Genomic DNA, 20157 nt, shown 5'->3' with positions numbered 1-20157 from the left:
CTGCCGGACAATGGCCCGGTGAGCGATGTACGACATGTTCTGGTGCTGCCCGACCGCGACTCCGCCGAGGAGGTCGCCGAAGCGCTGGCCGAGCGCTTCGGCGTCACGGAGGAACCCCAGCTCGTACGGGACGCCCTGGCGGGTGAGGACGACGCCGAGGACGCCCAGTGGCTGGTGGTCGTCGAGGACCCGGCAGGCGTCCACGACCCGGCGAAGCTGGACGCCCTCGCGGACGAGTACGAGGGGTGGCTGGAGGCCGAGTAGCGGTCAGCCGCCTGCCGGGCAGGCGGGCGGCAGGCCCGCCGGGGCCGGGCGGCGGCGTCCCCGCGCCTTGGTGGCGCGCGTCAGCCCCGCGGTTCCGGTATCCGGTCCAGTGTGATGCCGAAGTGGGTCCGGTACGCGGGGAGCACCTCGTCGTCGGTCAGTTCCCGCTCCGTCCGGCCACCGTCGGCGTCCGTGATCACGAGCGTACGGCCGGAGAGCGTGACGCGGCCGGTCTCCGTCAGCAGGGAGCAGACCAGCGACCGGGTGAAGTGCGAGTCCGGCGAGGTGCGGTGGTACCAGCAGCCCGCCACGAAGTCGGCCAGGGCGCGCGGCCGCTGTTCCAGCCGGTACTGCGGCACACCGTCCCGCAGTACGTCGAGGTCGCCGTCGGCGGTCTCCTCGATACGGAACACCCCGGCGGGGTCGGCCTGTTCGTCGCGGCTGTCCAGGCGCAGCGGGTGGTGGCTGTTCTTCCCGAAGCCGATGTCGGCGAGCCACGGCCCGTCGCACCCGTCGCCACCGTGGACGCGCAGCGCGAGGTGGTCGTACGGAATGCCGGGGCCCTCGGGGCCGAAGACCCGGGCGGCGAGGAGGTCGACCCGGTAGCCGAGGGCGCGGAGCAGGGCGGCGAAAGCGCCGTTGAGTTCGTAGCAGAAGCCGCCGCGCGAGGCACCGACGATCTTGTCCACCAGCGCCTGGGGGCGCAGCTCCACATCCTCGCCGAGGTGGACGGAGAGGTTCTCGAACGGCACGGCTCTCAGATGCCGAAGGTGCAGGTCGCGCAGCGCCTCGGCGTCGGGGCCGGCCGGGCGGGCGGCGCCGATGCGCCGGAGGTAGGCGTCGGTACGTGTCGGGTCGAGCGGTTCGGCACGCATCCGCTCGGCGTCCGAGGGCCGGGCGGGCGACGCTCCGCCGTCCGACTGCGGTGCTCCGTCGGCGGACTGCGGTGCTCCGTCGGCCGGCTTCGGTGCTCCGCCGTCCGACTGTGGCACTTCGTCGCCGGGCTGCGGCGCTCCGTCGCCGGGCTGCGGCGGGTGTGCCGCCTGTGACGTCTCCGACGCCTGAGGTTCCCGCCCCTCCCCTCCTTCCTGCCGTTCCCGCCCTTCCCGTGGTGCCGACTCGGATGGTGCCTGCGGGATGTCCATCAGGTGCTCGTCCTCTCGGTCGCGAACCAGCGGCGAGTGCGCTCCGCCGCTGCTCCCGGGATGCCCGTCAGGAGATCGGCGACGGTCTGTTTGGCCAGCTCGCGGCGCCAGGCCAGCTCGGCCCTGCGCATCGCGGTGGAGATGCCGCAGGGGCGGCGGAAGTCCCGGTCGGGCGCTTCGGAGCCGGGACCCTGGCGGCGGATCTCGGTGCACCGGAAGACGTCGTCGGTGCCCTCGATGGCGGCGACGACGTCCATCAGAGAGATCCGCTCGGGCGGCCGGGCCAGCCGGAAGCCGCCGCGGGCGCCCGGGGTCGAGGTCAGGATGCCGGCCCGGACCAGGGACTGCAGGCGCTTGTTCAGATAAGCCTGGGGCAGATCGAAGGAGGCGGCCAGCCGGGCTGTCGACACGGGCCGCTCGTCGCCGAGCGAGGCCAGGGTTACGCAGCAGTGCAGGGCCCACTCGACGCCCTCGCTCATCCTCATATTTCTGGAGTCTACAGGTCCGGATTACGGGGGCTCCCGAACGCTGCGGGCCCACCGCCGTCACCGGCCGTACGGACGGCGGATGAACCTCTGGTGACGGGATGCCGAAGCCGTCCCGGGCGCACTCCGGCCTCCCTACATTGCTGACATTCGGCCATCCGATCAGCTGTGCGAGGTAGTCGTGACCCTGCCGGACACCGAGACGCTCCTCGCCGCGGCGGGGGTCGTCGTCACGGCCGTGCTCTGGGCCGTAGAGCGGTTTCTGCCGGGCCGCAAGCGCATCGGCTACCGCGTCCAGATGGACACCGCGATCGGCATGAACCCGCGGGACGCGCACAGTCTCGTACAGCTGCGGCTGCTCAGGCAGGACCAGGAGATCACCGACGCCACCCTGGCACTGCTGCGGTTCGAGAACGACGGCGGCAAGGACATCGTGCGGCAGGACTATCAGGAGCCGCTGTCCGTCGAGTTCACCGGGCGCACGGTCATCGGGGTGGAGGTGCCGGACGCCAACCCGCCCGACCTGATGGGGATGCTGACCCGCAACGGCGGCGGCCTGCGGTACAGCGGCGGCCGGCTCGTCGTGCCCAAGGTGCCGCTGAACAAGCGCAACCACTTCAAGCTGCTGGTACTGCTGTCGGCGGACGACGAGGGCGGGGCAAGCCGGAGCCGCCCCGAGGGTGCGGGCGGCGGGCGGCCGGGCGAGGTCGTGGTCGGCGGGTTCATCAGCGGCGGGCGGATCCGGCGCAACACGCAGCGCTGGGGTCCCCGCAAACTGAGCCTCGCCCTGGGCGGCGTCTGCATCATCCTGGTCGGCCTGCTGGGCGGTCTGCTGCTCAACGGGCGCACGGCGGTGGCGGACGGGGAGTGTGCGACCGGGCGGCTGACCATCGACGGTTCCAGCGCCTTCGCGCCGCCGATGCGGGAGATCGCCCGGCAGTACGCGGCACGCTGCCGGGGCGCCGAGATCGAGGTGGCGGAGAGCGGCAGCCTGGCCGGGCTGGGGCGGCTGAGCCGGGCGGGCAGGTCCGCGCCGGCCGGCGGACCCGCCCGCCTCGCAGTGTCGGACGTCGCCGCGCCGTCCATCTACCGCAAGCTGGCGGGCCGACGCGTCGCGATCATCCTGCTGGGCCTGGTCGTGAACGACCGGACCGGCGTCGACAACCTCACCTCCGAGCAGCTGCGCGGCATCTACGACGGCCGGTACACCAACTGGGAGCAGCTCGGCGGCAACAACCTGCCGGTGCGCATCGTCGGCCGGGACGCGGCCTCGGGCAGCCGTCGCGCGTTCGAGACGTCCGTGCTGCGCGGCTCGGAGCCGGGCACGGTGTCGTCGTACGACTGCAGCGGCAAGGACCGCGACGCGACGGCACGCGTCACGCGCTGCGAGGTGAACAGCACCGGCAGCCTGCTGGACGCGGTCGGCCGCGTGCCGGGCGCGATCGGGTACGCGGAGGTCTACGCGGCGGCCAAGCACCCGCGGGTGACCGGCATCCGGCTGAACGGGCGCGAGCCCGACATCGAGTGGGGTGGACAACGTGCCTATCCCTTCTGGACGGTGGAGTACCTCTACACGTACGGGGAGCCCGAGGACGGCTCGCTCACCGCGAAGTTCCGGGCGTTCATGGACTCCGACACGGCGAAGAACATCCTGCGCAAGTACAAGCACGTGCCCTGCGCCGACCAGGCCAGGGTGCCCGGCTCCGTCTGCCGCCCCTGACGGCGGTGGCCGGCCCGTCCCGGCCGCCCAGCACCGCGAGATCGCCGTCGGTGTCCGTACGCAGCACCCGGGCGCCCTGGGAACGCAGTGCCTGGACGGTGCGCGGCGCCGGATGGCCGTACGGATTGTCCGCGCCACAGCTGATCAGGGCGATGCGCGGCGCCAGGCGGCGTATGAGCTGCGGGTCCTGGTAGGCGGAACCGTGGTGGGCGACCTTGAGGACGTCCACGGTGGGCAGATCGGAAAGCGTGGCCAGCAGGGCTTGCTGGGAGACCGGTTCGAGGTCGCCGAGGAGGAGGAAGGTCAGGCCGGCGGTGCGCAGCAGCAGCGTGACGCTGGCGTCGTTGGGACCTTCCACGGCGCGGGAGGAGACGGCGGAGGGATGGCCGGGGTCGGTGGCGGGCGGCCACAGGACCTGCCAGCTGAGCGGGCCGATGCTGCGCCGCTCCCCCGGCGCGGAACCGGTCACCGGCACACCCGCTGCCGCTGCCGTGCGGTGTACGAAGGCGGCCTGACCGGGCGGTTCGGGCAGGGTCGTGGTCTCGATGGCGCCGACCGAGCGCCCGCGCAGCACTCCGGGCAACCCGCTGACGTGGTCGGCGTGGAAGTGTGTGAGGACGAGGAGCGGGATGCGGCGCACGCCCAAGTCGGTCAGGCAGCGGTCGATGGCGGCCGGCTCCGGGCCGGTGTCCACGACCAGGGCCGTGCCGTCCCCGGCCGCGATCACCAAGCCGTCGCCCTGTCCCACATCGCAGGCCACCGCGCGCCAGTCCGGGGGCGGCCATCCGGTGATGACGCGGGTGATCGGGGCCGGCCGCAGAATCGCCACGAGCAGCGCCAGGACGCCGAGGACGCACAGCCAGGGGCGGCGCAGCAGCCGTCGCCCCACTAAGACGGACACCACCGTGACGGCCGCCAGCAGCAGCGCACCGGACCAGCCGCCCGGCCAGTCCAACTCCGCGCCGGGCAGTCCCGCTCCCGTACGGGCGACGCCGGCGATCCATTCGGTCGGCCAGCCCGCGCACCAGGCCAGCGCGTGGGCCAGGGGAGGGACGACCGGAGCGGTGGCGAGCGCGGCGAACCCCAGGACGGTGGCCGGGGCGACGGCCAGTTCCGCCAGCAGATTGCAGGGGATGGCGACGAGGCCGACGCGGGCGGCGAGCACCACGATGACCGGCGCGCAGACCGTCTGTGCCGCGGCCGCGGCGGCGAGCACCTCGGCGAGGCGGGGCGGCACCCGGCGGCGTTGCAGGGCCGCGCTCCAGCGGGGGGCGAGGGTGAGCAGGGCGCCGGTGGCCAGTACGGAGAGCAGGAAGCCGTAACTGCGGGCCAGCCAGGGGTCGTAGAGCACGAGCACCAGGACCGCGGCGGCGAGCGCGGGGACGAGAGAACGGCGGCGGCCCGTCCCGATGGCGAGCAGGGTGATCAGGCCGCAGGCGGCGGCGCGCAGCACGCTGGGGTCGGGACGGCAGACGACGACGAAGGCCAGCGCGATCGAGCCGCCGATCAGGGCGGTGGTGCGCAGCGAGAGGCCCAGGAGCGGTGCCAGGCCGCGGCGTTCGGCCCGTACGGCGAGGTGGGGCGGGCCGATCAGCAGGACGAGCAGGATGGTCAGGTTGCTGCCGGAGACGGCGAGCAGGTGGGTCAGGTCGGTGGTGCGGAAGGCGTCGTCGAGGTCGGGCGGGACGCGCGAGGTGTCACCGACCACCAGGCCCGGCAGGAGAGCGCGGGCGTCGGGGCTCAGGCCGTCGGTGGCCTCCCGGAGGCCGTTGCGCAGGCCGCCGGCGAGTCGTTGCAGGGCATCGGGCGCACCGACCACCTGAGGGCCGGGGCCCGCGGTGACCCGCAGGGCGGCGGCGGCACGGTCGGCCGACTGGAGGGGCAGTGTCGCGCGGGCCGCGACACGGACGCGGGTCGACGGCAGGAGGCGCTGCCAGTCGGCGAGGTGTTTCGTACGGTGGACGACGACCAGGACGGGGGTGCGGGTGGCGGTGACCGTTCCGTCCGGAGCGGTGACGCGGAGCGCGTCGGCGGTGAACACGAGGGCGGGCGGTGCCTGTTGCGCGCCGCGCACCCGCGGGCGGGTCAGCCGCGGATCGCCGGTCAGTTCCACCTCGGCCGTGACCGGGGCGTAGCGGCGCGCCAGCTCCGGCAGCGGGCCGCGCCGCACGTCCGCCGCGTGCAGAGCGGCGGACGCGGCTCCGGCGACCGCGCTCAGCAACGCCGCGGCGAGGGCCACCAGAACCCCGGCGCCCCGCCGGTCCGGCCGACGCGCCACGGCGACCATCCCTATCGCCGCGAACACCGCGGCCGCGGCACAAGCCACCGCCACCGCACCGCCGGACCACCCCAGGGCCAGTGCCGCCGCTCCCCACGCGGCCAGCGCGGGCCCCACCAGACGAAGATCGACGACTTCGCTCTCCCGGCGGGGGTCGGCGGCACCGTAGGGGGAGGACGCGGCCTCATGGACGGCGGTGCGGGTGGCGGCGGCGTGATCGGGGTTGGGGTGATCAGGGGCAGCGTGATCGAGGCTGACGGGATCGGTAGTGGCGCGGGCGGTAGTGGCGATGGGGGCCGGGGTGTGGGTGGTGCCGGGCGGCGGGGAAGGCGGCGCGGCGCGGTCGGGGGTCACGGCTGGACCAAGGGACGCAGGTCGGCGAAGCGACGGTCACCGATACCGTTCACCTCGCGGAGTTGTTCCACGGACGTGAAGCCGCCGTGTGCGGTGCGGTATTCGATGATGTGCCGGGCCAGGACAGGGCCGACGCCGGGGAGACCGTCGAGCTGTTCCGCGGTCGCGGAGTTCAGGCTGACGGGAGCGGCGGCTCCGGCGCCCGTACCACCGGGTCCTCCGACGCTGCCGGAGGACGCCCCACCGCCGGTGCCCGCCCCGGCCCCGGCGCCCACTGCCGCTCCGGGGCCCGTGCCCTGGCCCGCCGCGCCCGGCACCGCTCCCGGTCCTGCGCCTGGGACGTCCACGGCGATCTGTTCGCCGTCGACCAGCAGACGCGCCCGGTTCAGCCCGCGGATGCTCGCGCCGTCCAGCACACCGCCCGCCGCCCGCAACGCGTCGGCGACCCGGGCCCCTTGCGGCAGTCGATGGATGCCGGGAAGCCGCACCTTACCGACGACATCGACCACGAGAAGCCGCCCCGCGGCCGGCGGCGCGCCTGCCGGAGTCGGCGCCGCCTGCGACTGCGGGCCAGGGGCCGGGGCGGGAGCCGGGCTCGGGAACGCCGTGGGCCTGGCGGCGGCCGGTGCTCGTACGGGCTGGGGTTGGGCCACCCAGAAGTGGTGGACCGCGAAGGCCACCGCCACCACGAACACCACGACCAGGGCGGACAGCGCTTTCGGGTCGGTCGCGCATCTCGACTGCACCCATAGCGGCAGCCGCTCCCGCACGGCAAGCCCTATGCGGGTCGCCCGGCCGCGGTGCCCACCGTCCGCGAAGCCGTGGGGTTGGCCTCCTGCCGGTTCATCCGGTTCGACTGGTGCGGCTGATGCAGCTGGTTCAACTGGTTCGGCTGATGTGCCCGGTTCGGAAGGACCGGCTGGTTCGACGGCAGGAGGCTTGTCAGCGGCCATGGCACCGGGGCTCGTCACGTGGTGGCCGGGCGGTGGGCTGCCGCTCGGCTCCGCCTGGTCCGTACGCAGGCCCGGGTCGGGCGGACCGCGGAAGAGTGCCTCGGCCCGGGTGCGCACTGCCGCGGCGGTTTCCGCGCGCCGGGCAGCCCGCCCGCGCATCGCATCCCGCACGGTCCTCCGACGGCGAGGCCGGTCGGAGTGGAAGCCGGGGCCGGAGCTGGAGGCAGGAAGACCGGCACCGAAATCCGGGTCGCAGGCCGAAGCGAAGCCGGAACCGGAACCAGGAGCCGAAAGGAATCCTGAACCAGGACCGGGACCAGGTCCGGCACCAGGACCAGGACCAAGGCCAGGGCCCGAGACAAAATCAGACTGGGCGGCAGGGCCTTGATCGGCGACAGGACCGAGGCCGGTTGCACCGCCAGGCCGATCGATTACGGAGCGTGATTTCTGCGTCATGCCCAACGACGTTAGGCACCTCGTGCCGATCTCGCCGCGAGCCGTCAAATCCCGGGGATAACCCACCAGTTGTGGATAACCGCGTCACCCTGAGGAGTGACTTCGCGCCTCCACCACGCGGCTTCCTCGCACCTCACCCTCCCCCGCTCTTCCGGCTCGCTCCCTCCCTGCCCCGCTACCGCGGCGAAACCACCGCTCCCAGCAACCCCGGCCCCGTATGCGCGCCGATCACCGCACCCACCTCGCTCACGTGCAGCTCGGCCAGCCCAGGCACCCGCTCCCGCAGCCGCTCGGCCAGTGCGTCCGCGCGTTCGGCCGCCGCGAGGTGGTGCACGGCAATGTCCACCTGCCCCTCCCCCGCCCGCTCCACGGCGATCTCCTCCAGCCGGGCGATCGCCTTGGACGCCGTACGGACCTTCTCCAGCAGGTCGATACGCCCGTCGGCGAGCTGGAGCAGCGGCTTGACGGCGAGGGCCGAGCCGAGGAGCGCCTGCGCCGCCCCGATCCGGCCGCCCCGTCGCAGATAGTCGAGGGTGTCGACGTAGAAGTAGGCGGACGTCTGCTCGGCGCGCTTCTCGGCGGCGGCCACCGCCTCGTCCAGGCTGCCGCCGGACTCCGCCGCCTCGGCCGCCGCCAGGGCACAGAAGCCGAGCGCCATGGCGACCATGCCGGTGTCCACGACGCGCACCGGCACGGGAGCCTCGTCGGCCGCCAGCACCGCCGCGTCGTACGTACCGGAGAACTCCGAGGACAGGTGCAGCGAGACGATGCTCCGAGCGCCCGCCTTGGCCAAATCCCGGTAGGTGGCGGCGAACGTTTCCGGGCTGGGGCGCGATGTCGTCACGTACCGGCGCTTCTGGAGGGCCTGCGCGACCGATCTCGCCGAGATCTCGGTGCCCTCCTCCAGTGCCTCGTCCCCGAGGACGACGGTGAGCGGTACCGCCGTGATCTGGTGGCGCCGGAGTGCCGCCCGCGGCAGGTAGGCCGTTGAATCGGTGACGATCGCGACATGGCGGGACATGACTGGGAGGTTATCCGGGGAACCCGGCGCCCGACAGTGCGGGCCCCTTTCATGATCCCCCAGGCTTGGCCAAGGACGCACCAAAAGTGCCTACGCGCTCCCGCCCCGCCCCCGGTACCCGGCCCGACGCCCGGCCCGCAGCCCCACCGAACCAGCCCCACCCAGGTCAGCCCGACCCAACCCGGATCAGTCCAGATCAGCCCAGCCCAACCCGGCTCAGATCGTCCGCTCCGTACGCGGCGCCTTCTGCCACGGATACGAGGGCTGCGTACGCGGGTCCCGGGCCGTGATGGCGGGCTTCTCGTCCTCGGTGGCACCCCAGGACTTCCGCCCCGCCGCGCCTCCGGAGGAAGCGGCAGCGGCGGCACCGGACGTGGCGGTACCGGACGCCCCAGCCGCGGAAGCCCCGGCTCCGGCCGCCGACGCGCCCCCGGAGGCCTCGCCCTCCGACGCCTGGATGCGCTCCTCCAAGGGCTCCTTCGACCAGTGCCGCAGCGCCCCCGCCTCCATGTCGATCTGTTCACCGAGCGCGGTCAGGTCGTCGTCCGCGAACTGCCGGGCGCGGTCCCGGGCGGCCCACCGCAGCGACTCCGCGGAATGCGTGATGCGCTGCAGCCGCTCGCGCAGCTCGGGCAGCCGGGAGGTGACGTTGGCCTTGTCGGGCTCCCGCTCCAGCCGCTTGAGCTCGTCGTCGAGCTCGTGGCCGTGGGCGCTGAGGCGCTCGAAGAGGCCCAGGGCCTCGGTCAGCGAGGCGTCCTCCGCCGCGCCGGTGTGCAGCGCGTCCTGGGTGGCCCGCATGGACGTACGCAGCGACAGCCGCAGCTGGGCCAGCTCGCCGGCCACGCCGGGCTGGGTGAACTGGCGGGCCCTGAGGGTGGTGTCCTCGACCGTCCGCCGCGCCTGGGCCACCCCGCGGTCCACCCCTCGCTTGGCGGCCTTGACGGCCTTGACCGTGACGAAGACGCCGGCCGCGACGAACAGCAGGAAGAGGAGCCCGAAGATCGCGGCGACGGCTTCCATGGTTTCTCCTCGTCGGGCGACGGCATGGTGGCGAAGGCGCCGGGGTTCCGGCTCTTCCACCGTAAACGCAACGGGCAGGTCGGGGGTTCCCTTCGAACCCCCAACCTGCCCGTAGTGGTCATCCCTTAGCCACGCCCGGCGAAGGGCTCAGGCCATGGGCACGGCGCCTCACGCGGGAACGATGTTCACCAGCTTCGGCGCCCGCACGATCACCTTGCGGATGCCCGCCCCGCCCAGCGCCGCCACGACCGCCGGGTCGGCCAGCGCCGCCGCCTCCAGGTCCGCGTCGGAGACGGACGGCGAGACCTCCAGGCGCGCCTTGACCTTGCCCTTGATCTGTACGACGCAGGTCACCGTCTCGTCGACCACGTACGCCGGGTCGGCGACGGGGAAGTCCTGGTGGACCACCGAGTCGGTGTGGCCCAGCTTGCGCCACAGTTCCTCGGCGATGTGCGGCGCCAGGGGCGCGACCAGCAGCACCAGGCGCTCGGCCACCGAGCGCGCGACCGGGCCGCCCGCCTTCGTCAGGTGGTTGTTCAGCTCCGTCACCTTGGCGATGGCGGTGTTGAAGCGCAGGTTGGCCAGGTCCTGGCCGACGCCGTCGATCGCCTTGTGCAGCGCGCGCAGCGCGTCCTCGTCCGGCTCCGCGTCGACGACGGTGAGCCCGCCGGTCGCCTCGTCCACGACGTTGCGCCACAGTCGCTGCAGCAGGCGGTACTGGCCGACCACGGCGCGGGTGTCCCACGGCCGCGAGACGTCCAGCGGGCCCATCGCCATCTCGTACAGGCGCAGCGTGTCCGCGCCGTACTCCGCGCAGATCTCGTCCGGCGTGACGGCGTTCTTCAGGGACTTGCCCATCTTGCCCAGGACGCGGCTGACCTTCTCGCCCTGGTAGTAGTACGCGCCGTCGCGCTCTTCGACCTCGGCGGCCGGGACGGCGATGCCGCGGCTGTCCCGGTAGACGAACGCCTGGATCATGCCCTGGTTGTACAGCTTGTGGAACGGCTCCGAGGAGGCGATGTGCCCCAGGTCGTGCAGCACCTTGGACCAGAACCGCGCGTACAGCAGGTGCAGTACGGCGTGCTCCTGGCCGCCCACGTACAGGTCGACGCCGCCGTGCGGCTGCCCCTCGCGCGGGCCCATCCAGTACTGCTCGACCTCGGGGTCGACCAGCGTCCGGTCGTTGCGCGGGTCGGTGTAGCGCAGTTCGTACCAGCAGGAACCCGCCCAGTTGGGCATGGTGTTGGTCTCGCGGCGGTACTTCTTCGGGCCGTCGCCCAGGTCCAGCTCGACGTTGACCCAGTCCTCGTTACGGGACAGCGGGGTCTCGGGCTGGGTGTCGGCGTCGTCCGGGTCGAAGGTGCGCGGCGAGTAGTCGTCGACCTCGGGCAGTTCCAGCGGCAGCATCGACTCGGGCAGCGCGTGCGCGACGCCGTTCTCGTCGTAGACGATCGGGAACGGCTCGCCCCAGTAGCGCTGGCGGCTGAACAGCCAGTCGCGCAGCCGGAAGTTGACCGTGCCCTCGCCGATGCCGCGGGCCGCCAGCCACTCGGTGATCTTGATCTTGGCGTCCGGGACGGTCAGGCCGTCCAGCGCGATGTCGGCGCCGGCCGAGTTGACGATCTTCGCGTCGTACGAGTCGAAGGCGTCGTCCCAGGTGGCAGGGTCCTGTCCGCGGTCGTCCGAGGGCTCCACCACGCAGCGCATGGCCAGCTCGAAGGCGCGCGCGAAGGCGAAGTCACGGCTGTCGTGCGCCGGGACGGCCATGATCGCGCCGGTGCCGTAGCCCATCAGGACATAGTCGGCGATGAAGACCGGGACGCGCTCGCCGCTGACCGGGTTGGTCGCGTACGCGCCGGTGAAGACGCCGGTCTTGTCCTTGGCCTCGGCCTGCCGCTCGACGTCCGACTTGGCCGCGGCCTGCTTGCGGTACGCGGCGACGGCCTCGGCCGGGCTGCCGTATCCGCCGGTCCAGACGTCGTGGGTGCCCTCGGGCCAGGCGTCGGGGACGATCGAGCGCTCGCCGGAGACCAGCTCGTGCTCGGGCGCCAGCACCATGTAGGTGGCGCCGAACAGGGTGTCCTGGCGGGTGGTGAAGACGGTGATCTTCTCGTCGCCGACGGGGAAGTCCACGCGTGCGCCTTCGGACCGGCCGATCCAGTTGCGCTGCTGCAGCTTGATGGCCTCCGGCCAGTCCAGCCCGTCCAGGTCCTCCAGCAGGCGGTCCGCGTAGGCGGTGATGCGCATGTTCCACTGGCGCAGCTTGGCCTTGAAGACCGGGTAGTTCCCGCGCTCGGACCGGCCCTCGGCGGTGACCTCCTCGTTGGCCAGCACGGTGCCCAGGCCGGGGCACCAGTTGACCGGCGCGTCCGAGGCGTACGCCAGGCGGTACTCGCCCAGGACCTCGGCGCGCTCGGCAGCGCTCAGCGCGCTCCAGGGGCGCTCGTCCGGAGTCGTACGCTCTCCGGCCTCGAACTGCGCCACCAGCTCACCGATGGGGCGGGCCTTCTTCGCGTCGGCGTCGTACCAGGAGTTGAAGATCTGGACGAAGATCCACTGGGTCCACTTGTAGTAGTCCGGGTCGATCGTCTCGACCGAACGGCGCAGGTCGTGGCCCAGGCCCAGCCGGCGCAGCTGGCGCCGCATGTTGACGATGTTGGCCTCGGTGGAGACCCGCGGGTGCGTGCCGGTCTGCACGGCGTACTGCTCGGCGGGCAGGCCGAAAGCGTCGAAGCCCAGGGTGTGCAGCACGTTGTGGCCGGTCATACGCAGGTGACGGGCGTAGACGTCGGTCGCGATGAAGCCCAGCGGGTGGCCCACGTGCAGCCCCGCACCCGAGGGGTACGGGAACATGTCCATGACGAACTTCTTCGGCTTGGCCACCAGCTCCGGGTCGCCGGCCAGGTCGCCCTTCGGGTTCGGGGCCTCGTACGTCCCCTCGGCCTCCCAGAAGTCCTGCCAGCGCGCCTCGATGTCGGCGGCCAGCGCTGCCGTATAGCGGTGCGGCGCTGCCACCTCGGCAGCCGAAGTCGTCTCGCTCATCGTCCTCAAAGCTCCATCGGTCGTCTCTGCCTGCGGCTACTGCGAAAAGTGCGAATTTTTGCGGAAACAAAAAGACCCCTCGCACAGGAGGGGACGCCGCGCCGATGCCGACCGGAAGCTCACCGGTCGGTACTGATCAGCGCGGCCCGCTAAGCAGAAGGCGTACGGCACGCATGGCGCCAGGGTACCGCAGGGGGCGCCGGGCCCGCTGCGAGCCGTCCAACCGCGGAGCGGGCGGCGGCCCGGCCGACGGAGGTGGCGGCTTGGCAGGCGGAGGCAGGTGGGGGCCGCCGTGGCGGCCGGGGATGGCCTGAAGGGTCCGGAGGAGCAGTCGATCAGCGCACCCGGAGACGCGCACCACGCCCCTCCGAAGCCCTGCCCACCCCCGGCCCCCCGAGCCTTCCGAAGCCCAGGAGCGCTCGAAGCGCCCTCCAAAGCCCCCGAAGCTCTCAAGGTCCCCGGAGTCCTTCGAGGCAGCCCCTCGCAGCCCCGTCCAGCCCCTCACAGCCCCTTCGCAGCAGCCCCTGGCAGCCCCTCCGAACAAGTCCGGCGCCTGACGGTAGCAGCGCGCCGCCCCGCACCACCCCGCTTACGGAAAGCCCGCCGCCCCGGCCCCGCGCCCCCCTACTTTTCCCCCATGCGTCCCCACCGCAAGAGCCGCGCCGCCCCCGGCCCGCGCCTCCCCGGCTTACCCCGCCTCCGCGTCCCCGGCTTACCCCGCCCGCCCTCCGGCCTGCGCCGCGCGGCGCCCTCGGGCGGCCCCCGACGCCCGCCCCCGCCAGGCCCGGCGACGGCCCCGACGCTGAACCGCGCCCGCCTCTCCCATCACTCCCGACTTTCTTCCCGTTCCCTCCTCTCCTCCCTCTCTCTCCTCTCCCGTCTTCTGCGCCTGCCCCGACTGCGCCGCCACCCCGCGCTCACCGGCGGAGCCGTCGCCGCGCTCGTCCTCCTCCTGCTCTCCGGCACGGACCCGCTGCGCGGCTTCCTCGACTTCACGGGCGGCGTACTGTCCCTCGTCTCCCTCACGGCCGCCGTCGTCTGGGGACTGGTCGCCGCCGGCCGTACGGTCCTGCTGCCCCGCAGCCGACTGCTCGCCCAGGGCGTCCACCGGGCCCTGGCCACCTCCTCGCTCGGCTTCCTGGTCCTGCACATCGCGGTCAAGGTCGCCGAGGAGCACGCGCATGCCCTGAACGCGCTGCTGCCCTTCACTGCGACGCCCGCCCCGGGCGCCTCCGTACTGATCGGCTTCGGGGCCACGGCCGGTTACCTGATGCTGCTGGCGGCCGCGACCGGCGCGCTCCGCAGTGCCTTCGCCGGCCGCGGCCGCGCCTCGGAACGCTGGCGCGCGCTGCACGCCTGCGCGTATCCGGCCTGGTGCCTGGCGCTCGTACACGGCCTCAAGTCGGGCCGCAGTCCCTCGGGCTGGGTCACCGCCGCATACGTGCTCTGCCTGGCAGCCGTCGCCGCCGCCCTACTGGCGCGCGCCTTCCTCCCCCACGTACTACGGGCCCGCCTGCGCGCCGGTACTGCCACCGCCCCGCCACCTGCCCAGCCTCCGCCCCCGCCGCCCCACCTGCCCCTGGCCCCCACGCCGCCCTACGGAAGCCCCGCTCTCCGCCCTGCGCCCGCCCAGCCCGCCTACCACGGCCGGAGCCGTCCGTGACCGGCCCGCTGCCCGACGTGCCGCCTGTCCACGCCATCGGGCCGCCCCGGCTGACCGCCGGCTTCGACCAGGCCGAACGCCTCGACCGACGGGCGCACCTGCTCACCCACGGCTCCCCGCCGTCCGTACCGGCGGACCGGCTGGTGGAGCTGGCCGACGCCATCGCGCTGCGCGGGCGCGGCGGCGCGGGCTTCCCCCTCGTACGGAAACTGGAGGCGGTGGCCCACCACGCGCGGCGCTCCGGCGTGCGGCCCGCCGTCGTCGTCAACGGCTGTGAGGGCGAGCCCGCCTGCCGCAAGGACACCGTCCTGCTGTGCCGCGCGCCGCATCTGGTGCTGGACGGTGCGCTGCTCGCCGCCGACGCCCTGGGCGCCCGCACGCTGGTGGTCGGCGTGACCAAGGAGACGGCCGAGCGGTCGGTGCGGGACGCGCTGGCCGAGCGCGGTCTGAGCGACCGCCGGCGCGGGCGGTCGCTGCGCGCCCGGCTCGTCCGCGTACCGGAACGGCTGGTCTCCGGAGAGGCGTCCGCGCTGATCCGGGCGGCCGAGGGCGGGCCCTCGCTGCCGCCGGGGCGGCGCGTGCGGGCCGCCGAGTCCGGGCTCGGCGGCGTGCCCACGCTCTTGTCCAATGCCGAGACGTTCGCCCAACTCGCCGTCGCGGCCCGGCTGGGCGCGCACCGGTACGCCGCGACCGGGGCGCCCTCGGAGCCCGGCACCCTGCTTCTGACCGTGTCCGGGGCGGTGCCCTCCCCCACCGTCGTCGAGGTCCCGAGCGGGGTGCCGCTTCCGTACGTCCTCCAGATGTGTGCCGCCGACCCCGCCCCCGGCGGCGTCCTGGTGGGCGGCTACCACGGCGCCTGGCTGGACGCCGCGACCGCGTACGGGACAGTGGTCACCCGCGAAGCGCTCGCGGCCGGTGGCGGAGCGCTGGGCGCGGGCGCGGTGCTGCCCGTGCCCGCCGCCACCTGCCCGCTCGGCGAGACCCTGCACGTAGCGCGCTGGCTCGCCGCCGAGTCGTCGGGGCAGTGCGGCCCCTGCCGCCTGGGCCTGCCCTCCATGGCCAGCGCGCTGGCCGACACCTTGGCGGGCGGCGGCCAGGAGGCCCTGGAAACCGTACGGCGCGCCGCACAGACCGTGAACGGGCGCGGCGCGTGCAAACACCCGGACGGCGCCGTGCGGTTCGTCCTCTCCGCACTGACCGCCTTCGCGGACGACCTCGCGGCGCACGTCCTGGGCGGCGGATGCGGCCGGGAGACCGCCGGAGTGCTGCCCCTCCCGGCGCCGGAAACGGTGGACGCGGCCGGCAGTACGGGCACGGGAACCGCGAGCCCGACGGCTGCCGCGGGCCGACTGGCGGTGGACTGGACCCTCTGCGAGGGCCACGGGCTGTGCGCGAAGCTGCTCCCGGAAGCCGTACGCCTCGACCCGGACGGCTACCCGCTGATCACGGACACCGCCCTCCCGGCCCGGCTCCACAACCGCGCCCAACGCGCGGTCCGCCGCTGCCCCGCCCTCGCCCTGCGCCTGGAAAAGCCCTGACGCCGACCGGCTGCTGCTGCCGCCGTCACGGAGACGGCGCACCTGCTCCGCAAACGCCTCGGAGAAGCCGCCCGCCACCAGCGTGTACATGCCAGATTGGCCGGATGGTCGACGGGCCCGCTCCTGCCACCGCGCAGCGCCCGCGCAACGATTTCTCCGGCCCCCGCGAACCCCGCGCCCTCATCCGGGCGTTCGTGGCCCCGGGAAAGCCGGATGCGAGCATCGCGTCCTACGGGCGCTCGCGGGGCCACGTTCAAGAAAACCAAAGATCCCGCCCGATCAACCAGACCGGACGGGATCTTGCGAACCACCTGTGAGTCGACTCACTTACGGCTCTTCTGTGGAGCTAAGGAGAATTGAACTCCTGACCTCCTGCATGCCATGCAGGCGCTCTACCAACTGAGCTATAGCCCCTTGCCTTGCTCCGCCGCGGTTTTCCTGGCGGCTCCCCGCTGCGGCATCGCCTACATTACACGGCCCTCCCCGCCTTCTGCCAAATCGGTTGTGGGCGGTCCCCGGGAGCGGGCCGATGTACTGTCGGCGGGCCGTGCCCGATTCGTCCTGGGGAGCTGTACGCCGTGTCCGCGCTGGAGCTGGAACAGTCCGCTGCACCCGGCGGCGGCGCCCCGCTGAGGAGCTTCGTCCGCCGCCGTCCGCTGTTGACGGCGGTCGTCGGGTGTCTCGTCTCCTTCGCGGCCTTCTGGGTCGTGCAGCGACTGGCGCACGTGACGATGATCGACCTCATGGTCTACCGCGCGGAGGGCTCGACCGCCCGCAACGGCGAGGACCTCTACGACATGGTCGCGACCTCGGCGAACCTGCCCAACACCTACCCGCCCTTCGCGGCCCTGCTGTTCGTCCCGCTGACGCTGGTCGGTGTGCCGGAGATGCGCACGCTCGCCACGCTCGGCAACCTCCTGCTGCTGGTCGCCGTCGTGCACCTCGGCCTGCGGCTCGTGGGGCGGCCTAAGCGGGTGCCGCCGCTCGCCGCGGCACTGGCCGTGTCCGCGGTGCTGGTCTGGTGCGAGCCGGTGTGGACGACGCTGCGCTACGGGCAGATCAATCTGCTGCTCGCCCTGCTGGTCCTGTGGGACCTCACCCGCAGGGACACCAACCGGTGGGCCGGTATCGGTATCGGGCTGGCGGCGGGCATCAAGCTCACCCCGGCCCTGTTCGCCGTGTTCCTGGCGCTGGCCGGGCTCGTACGGGCCGGGCAGCGGCTGCGCGCGGGAGCGGGTCCGCGGGGCGCGTGGAACCCGTGGCTGCGGCAGGCCACCGTCGCCTGCCTCACCTTCCTGGGCACCGCGCTGCTGTCCGCGATCGTCCTGCCGCACGACTCCCGCCGCTTCTGGACGGAGATCATCTTCGCCGCTGACCGGGTCGGCGAGGTGGAGATCACCGCCAACCAGTCGCTGCGCGGCGCGCTGGCCCGGCTGCTGCACACCCACGACCCCGGCCTGTGGTGGCTGGTGGCCGCGGTCGCCGTCGCCGTCCTCGGGCTGACCGTCGCGGTGGGCGCGCTGCTGCGTGGCCGGCGGGCCTGGGCGGCCGTCGCCTGCGCGGTGACCGCTCTGCTGGTCAGCCCGATCTCCTGGTCGCACCACTGGGTGTGGGGCGTACCGATGCTGATCCTGCTCGGCTCGGAGGCGATCGGCCGCGGCGGTTTCGGCAGCCGGACCGGTAGGCGGTGGTGGGCGGGGACGCTCGCGATGGGCCTCCTCTTTTGTTCGTACGCGCTGTGGTTCGTGCCGCACCGCTACCACCACCACGAGGAACTCCACCAGAACGGCGGCCAGATGCTGCTGTCCGGGATCTATCCGATCGCCGGGCTGGTCTTCCTGGCCCTGACCGCCGTACTGGTGTGGCGGGACCGCGCGGAGCCGGCCACGGCTCGCTGAGCGGGCCGAGGGCCGGCAGCGGGCCGGGGAGCCGGGCCGGTCCCCCGAGCCGGCCCGGCCCCGGCTCAGGCCCGGCGTGCGCCGTGGCCGTGCCCGCCGGGCTGGTGGTGATGGAACTTCAGCACCTCACGCGGCATGACGACGAACGGCCGCATCATCCCCATGTCCTCGTGCTCCAGCAGATGGCAGTGGTACATGAAACGGCCCTGGGCGCCCTGGAAGCGGCCGAGCACGTTCACCATCTGGCCCGGCGGGACCTGGATGACGTCCTTCCAGCCCTGGTCGCCGGGGGATATCGGCTCGGCGCCGCCGTATTCGAGCGGGGTGCGGGTGCCGCCGACCTCGTTGTCGTACGGGCTGTCCGGGGCCGCGGGATAGCGGTCCCGGCTCAGGACCTGGAAGTCGACGAGGTGGATATGCATCGGGTGGGTGCCGGCGCCGCCCAGGTTCAGAAAGCTCCACTGCTCCCAGTCGCCGTGCCGGACCAGATGGCCGAGTGTGTCGTCGAACATCCGGGCCGTACGGCGGTAGGTGCGCACCGTGCCGTCCGCGCCGCGGATCTGGATGATCCCTTCGGTGGGCATCGGCACACCCGCGTCGGGGATCTGCCGCATCTCCCACATCTCCGGGTGGAAGTTGCCGACCGGCCCGGGCGGGGTCAGGACGACGAGCCGGTGCTCGTGCCCCGGCGCCGTGGCGTGGGTGAGCCGCTCGAAGGACGGGGAGATCACCTGCGGGAGCACGAACGGGTCGCGCACCCTCGCGGAGCCCACCCGGAACTGCATCACGTCCGGATACGTCACGCCAGGGGCGGCATTGACGAGGCGGAGCGTCCGGCCGCGCAGCCGGCCGAAGTCGATCAGCAGGTCCAGCCGCTCGGCGGACGCCACGGACAGCGCGCCGTCCACCGGGACCGGCCGCGGCAGCAGGCCGCCGTCCGAGCCGATCTGCCACACCGCGTCCGTCACCGGCGCGCCGGTCGCGTCGTCGACCAGCTGGAGGGCGAAGGTGCGGCTGTTCGCCGCGTTCAGCACGCGGAAGCGGTACCAGCAGGCGGCCACGTCCGCATAGGGCCAGATCACTCCGTTGACGAGGGTGTAGGGGCCGCTGAAGGGCAGGGTGACGTTCTTGCCGTCCTTGTCCCGGGTCACGATCTGCGTCTTGTGCAGCAGACGGCCCGTCAGGCGGCCGTCCTCGTCCGTGTCCAGGTTGCGGTCCTGGATGACGAGCGGTATTTCCCGGCCCCCGGAGGGCAGTTGCAGCATGTCCTCCTCGTCGTCGCGGACCAGGTACATCCCGGCGAGGCCCGCGAAGACGTTCCACCGCGTGATGTCCATGGCGTGGTCGTGATACCACCAGGAGGTCGCGCGGTGGTCGTTGGGATACTCCGAGAACTGGGAGTCGCCGGGCGAGACCGCGTTCTCCGACCAGCCGTCGTTGCCGCCGCCGGTTACCGCGCCGTGCAGATGCGTGACCGTCCAGGGCGGGAGGGCGGCGACGCCCTCCACGAGGGTGCTCTTCCCACGGCCCGGCTCGTCGGTGGGCAGGGGCGCGCCCGGTAACCGCTCCGCCTCGACGGCGGTGACCGGGTAGGCGCCGGTGAGGCGGTTGTTCCAATTGACGCGCAGCCGGTGGCCGCGGCGCACCTCGATCGTCGGGCCCGGGTAGTGGCCCCCGTACGCCCACACCTTCGTCGGCGGGAGCTCGGAGTGCAGCCGGACCCAGGTGGTGGTCTGGTCGATGTCGATGCCGCGCAGGCCCTCCTTGCGGCCGGGCCGCAGGACGGGCGGGACGCGCAGCTCGTCCATGAAGGGTGTCAGCCCGGCGGCGGCAGCCCGCTTCTGCGGCGCGTGCGGCGGCTGGACCGCCGGCGCCTCCCGGACCGGATGAATCGTCATATCGCTCACGATGCGACCCCCGTGTCGCTTCCCCCGTGCCACCGGCCGTCTCCGGCAGCAGCTTCACACCGACAACGCCCCGCCCTGCGCACGGAGTTCCGCCTTCAACGGGAAAATTCGCACTGATGCCCACAACACCGGCTCACCCGGTAGATACGACACCATCCTTGGCCAAAGCTGAGAAATCGTCAGGCGGTCGCGAAGGAATAGAAACGCTTCAGCGTGCAGTGCTCGTCGAGCAGACGCCCGTAGATCGGCTCACCGTCCAGCTCGCGGTACGTCTCGATCGGATCGCCTTTTATGACGAGGGCACGGGCGCATTCCTCGCACCAGTACTGGTAGTCGGCGTTGACCGGTTCCATGTCCCGGACGATCGGCGTCCCGCTGCCGCACCAGTCGCATTTCCTGCTGTGAGCGCCCAT

The 20157-nt window shown here is 73.0% G+C and carries 14 protein-coding genes and 1 tRNA gene; 5 read left to right on the top strand and 10 right to left on the bottom strand.

The features are described 5' to 3' along the window. Positions 1–18: 18 nt before the first annotated feature. A complete protein-coding gene (locus tag ACFV57_RS02300) occupies positions 19–264 on the top strand; it encodes a hypothetical protein (RefSeq protein WP_030677859.1) in 246 nt (81 codons plus the stop codon). Positions 265–344: 80 nt separating this feature from the next. Here ACFV57_RS02300 and ACFV57_RS02295 read toward each other — a convergent pair whose 3' ends face one another. Both ACFV57_RS02295 and ACFV57_RS02290 read right to left on the bottom strand, forming a co-directional pair. Continuing rightward, entirely contained in the window at positions 345–1139 is a 795-nt protein-coding gene (locus ACFV57_RS02295) for an arylamine N-acetyltransferase (RefSeq protein ID WP_385224769.1), read from the bottom strand. Positions 1140–1408: 269 nt separating this feature from the next. Next, complete coding sequence (locus tag ACFV57_RS02290; RefSeq protein WP_385224767.1) at positions 1409–1894, bottom strand: RrF2 family transcriptional regulator; 486 nt, start codon at positions 1892–1894, stop codon at positions 1409–1411. Between the two features lie 181 nt (positions 1895–2075). On the opposite strand from ACFV57_RS02290, the gene ACFV57_RS02285 reads away from it, so the two are divergent. Then, positions 2076–3614, top strand: a complete 1539-nt coding sequence (locus ACFV57_RS02285) for a PstS family phosphate ABC transporter substrate-binding protein (protein ID WP_385224765.1) — start codon at positions 2076–2078, stop codon at positions 3612–3614. Here ACFV57_RS02285 and ACFV57_RS02280 read toward each other — a convergent pair. The 5 genes from ACFV57_RS02280 to leuS form a co-directional block, all read right to left on the bottom strand. After that, positions 3517–6246 carry a ComEC/Rec2 family competence protein gene (locus tag ACFV57_RS02280; protein WP_385224763.1) on the bottom strand — a complete coding sequence of 910 codons (2730 nt, stop codon included), beginning with the start codon at positions 6244–6246 and terminating at the stop codon, positions 3517–3519. The genes ACFV57_RS02285 and ACFV57_RS02280 overlap by 98 nt on opposite strands. Beyond that, the gene (locus tag ACFV57_RS02275) at positions 6243–7016 is read right to left on the bottom strand and encodes a helix-hairpin-helix domain-containing protein (RefSeq protein ID WP_385224761.1); all 774 of its coding nucleotides are present in this window, start codon (positions 7014–7016) and stop codon (positions 6243–6245) included. Before ACFV57_RS02275 ends, ACFV57_RS02280 begins: the two co-directional genes overlap by 4 nt. Before the next feature lie 814 nt (positions 7017–7830). After that, entirely contained in the window at positions 7831–8676 is an 846-nt protein-coding gene (locus ACFV57_RS02270) for a DegV family protein (protein ID WP_385224759.1), read from the bottom strand. A gap of 216 nt (positions 8677–8892) precedes the next feature. Then, complete coding sequence (locus ACFV57_RS02265; protein WP_385224757.1) at positions 8893–9696, bottom strand: hypothetical protein; 804 nt, start codon at positions 9694–9696, stop codon at positions 8893–8895. 168 nt (positions 9697–9864) lie between these two features. Then, positions 9865–12738, bottom strand: a complete 2874-nt coding sequence (gene leuS / locus ACFV57_RS02260) for a leucine--tRNA ligase (protein WP_385224755.1) — start codon at positions 12736–12738, stop codon at positions 9865–9867. A 637-nt stretch (positions 12739–13375) separates the two neighbouring features. Between leuS and ACFV57_RS02255 the strand changes: the two genes are divergently transcribed. Continuing rightward, a complete protein-coding gene (locus ACFV57_RS02255; RefSeq protein WP_385224753.1) occupies positions 13376–14401 on the top strand; it encodes a hypothetical protein in 1026 nt (341 codons plus the stop codon). Continuing rightward, entirely contained in the window at positions 14398–15939 is a 1542-nt protein-coding gene (locus ACFV57_RS02250) for an NADH-ubiquinone oxidoreductase-F iron-sulfur binding region domain-containing protein (protein ID WP_385224751.1), read from the top strand. The genes ACFV57_RS02255 and ACFV57_RS02250 overlap by 4 nt, the downstream gene beginning before the upstream one ends. Positions 15940–16280: 341 nt before the next feature. Here ACFV57_RS02250 and ACFV57_RS02245 read toward each other — a convergent pair. Further along, positions 16281–16353 (bottom strand) — tRNA-Ala (locus tag ACFV57_RS02245). Between the two features lie 164 nt (positions 16354–16517). Between ACFV57_RS02245 and ACFV57_RS02240 the strand changes: the two genes are divergently transcribed. Beyond that, entirely contained in the window at positions 16518–17837 is a 1320-nt protein-coding gene (locus ACFV57_RS02240; protein WP_385224749.1) for a glycosyltransferase 87 family protein, read from the top strand. Between the two features lie 65 nt (positions 17838–17902). Here ACFV57_RS02240 and phsA read toward each other — a convergent pair whose 3' ends face one another. Both phsA and ACFV57_RS02230 read right to left on the bottom strand, forming a co-directional pair. Then, complete coding sequence (phsA, locus tag ACFV57_RS02235; RefSeq protein ID WP_385224747.1) at positions 17903–19735, bottom strand: O-aminophenol oxidase PhsA; 1833 nt, start codon at positions 19733–19735, stop codon at positions 17903–17905. A 188-nt stretch (positions 19736–19923) separates the two neighbouring features. Beyond that, positions 19924–20157 carry a hypothetical protein gene (locus ACFV57_RS02230; protein ID WP_004571982.1) on the bottom strand — a complete coding sequence of 78 codons (234 nt, stop codon included), beginning with the start codon at positions 20155–20157 and terminating at the stop codon, positions 19924–19926.

It is taken from the genome of Streptomyces sp. NPDC059788 (assembly GCF_042732265.1).
GTDB lineage: Bacteria > Actinomycetota > Actinomycetes > Streptomycetales > Streptomycetaceae > Streptomyces.
This window is presented reverse-complemented; position numbering and strand designations above follow the sequence as displayed.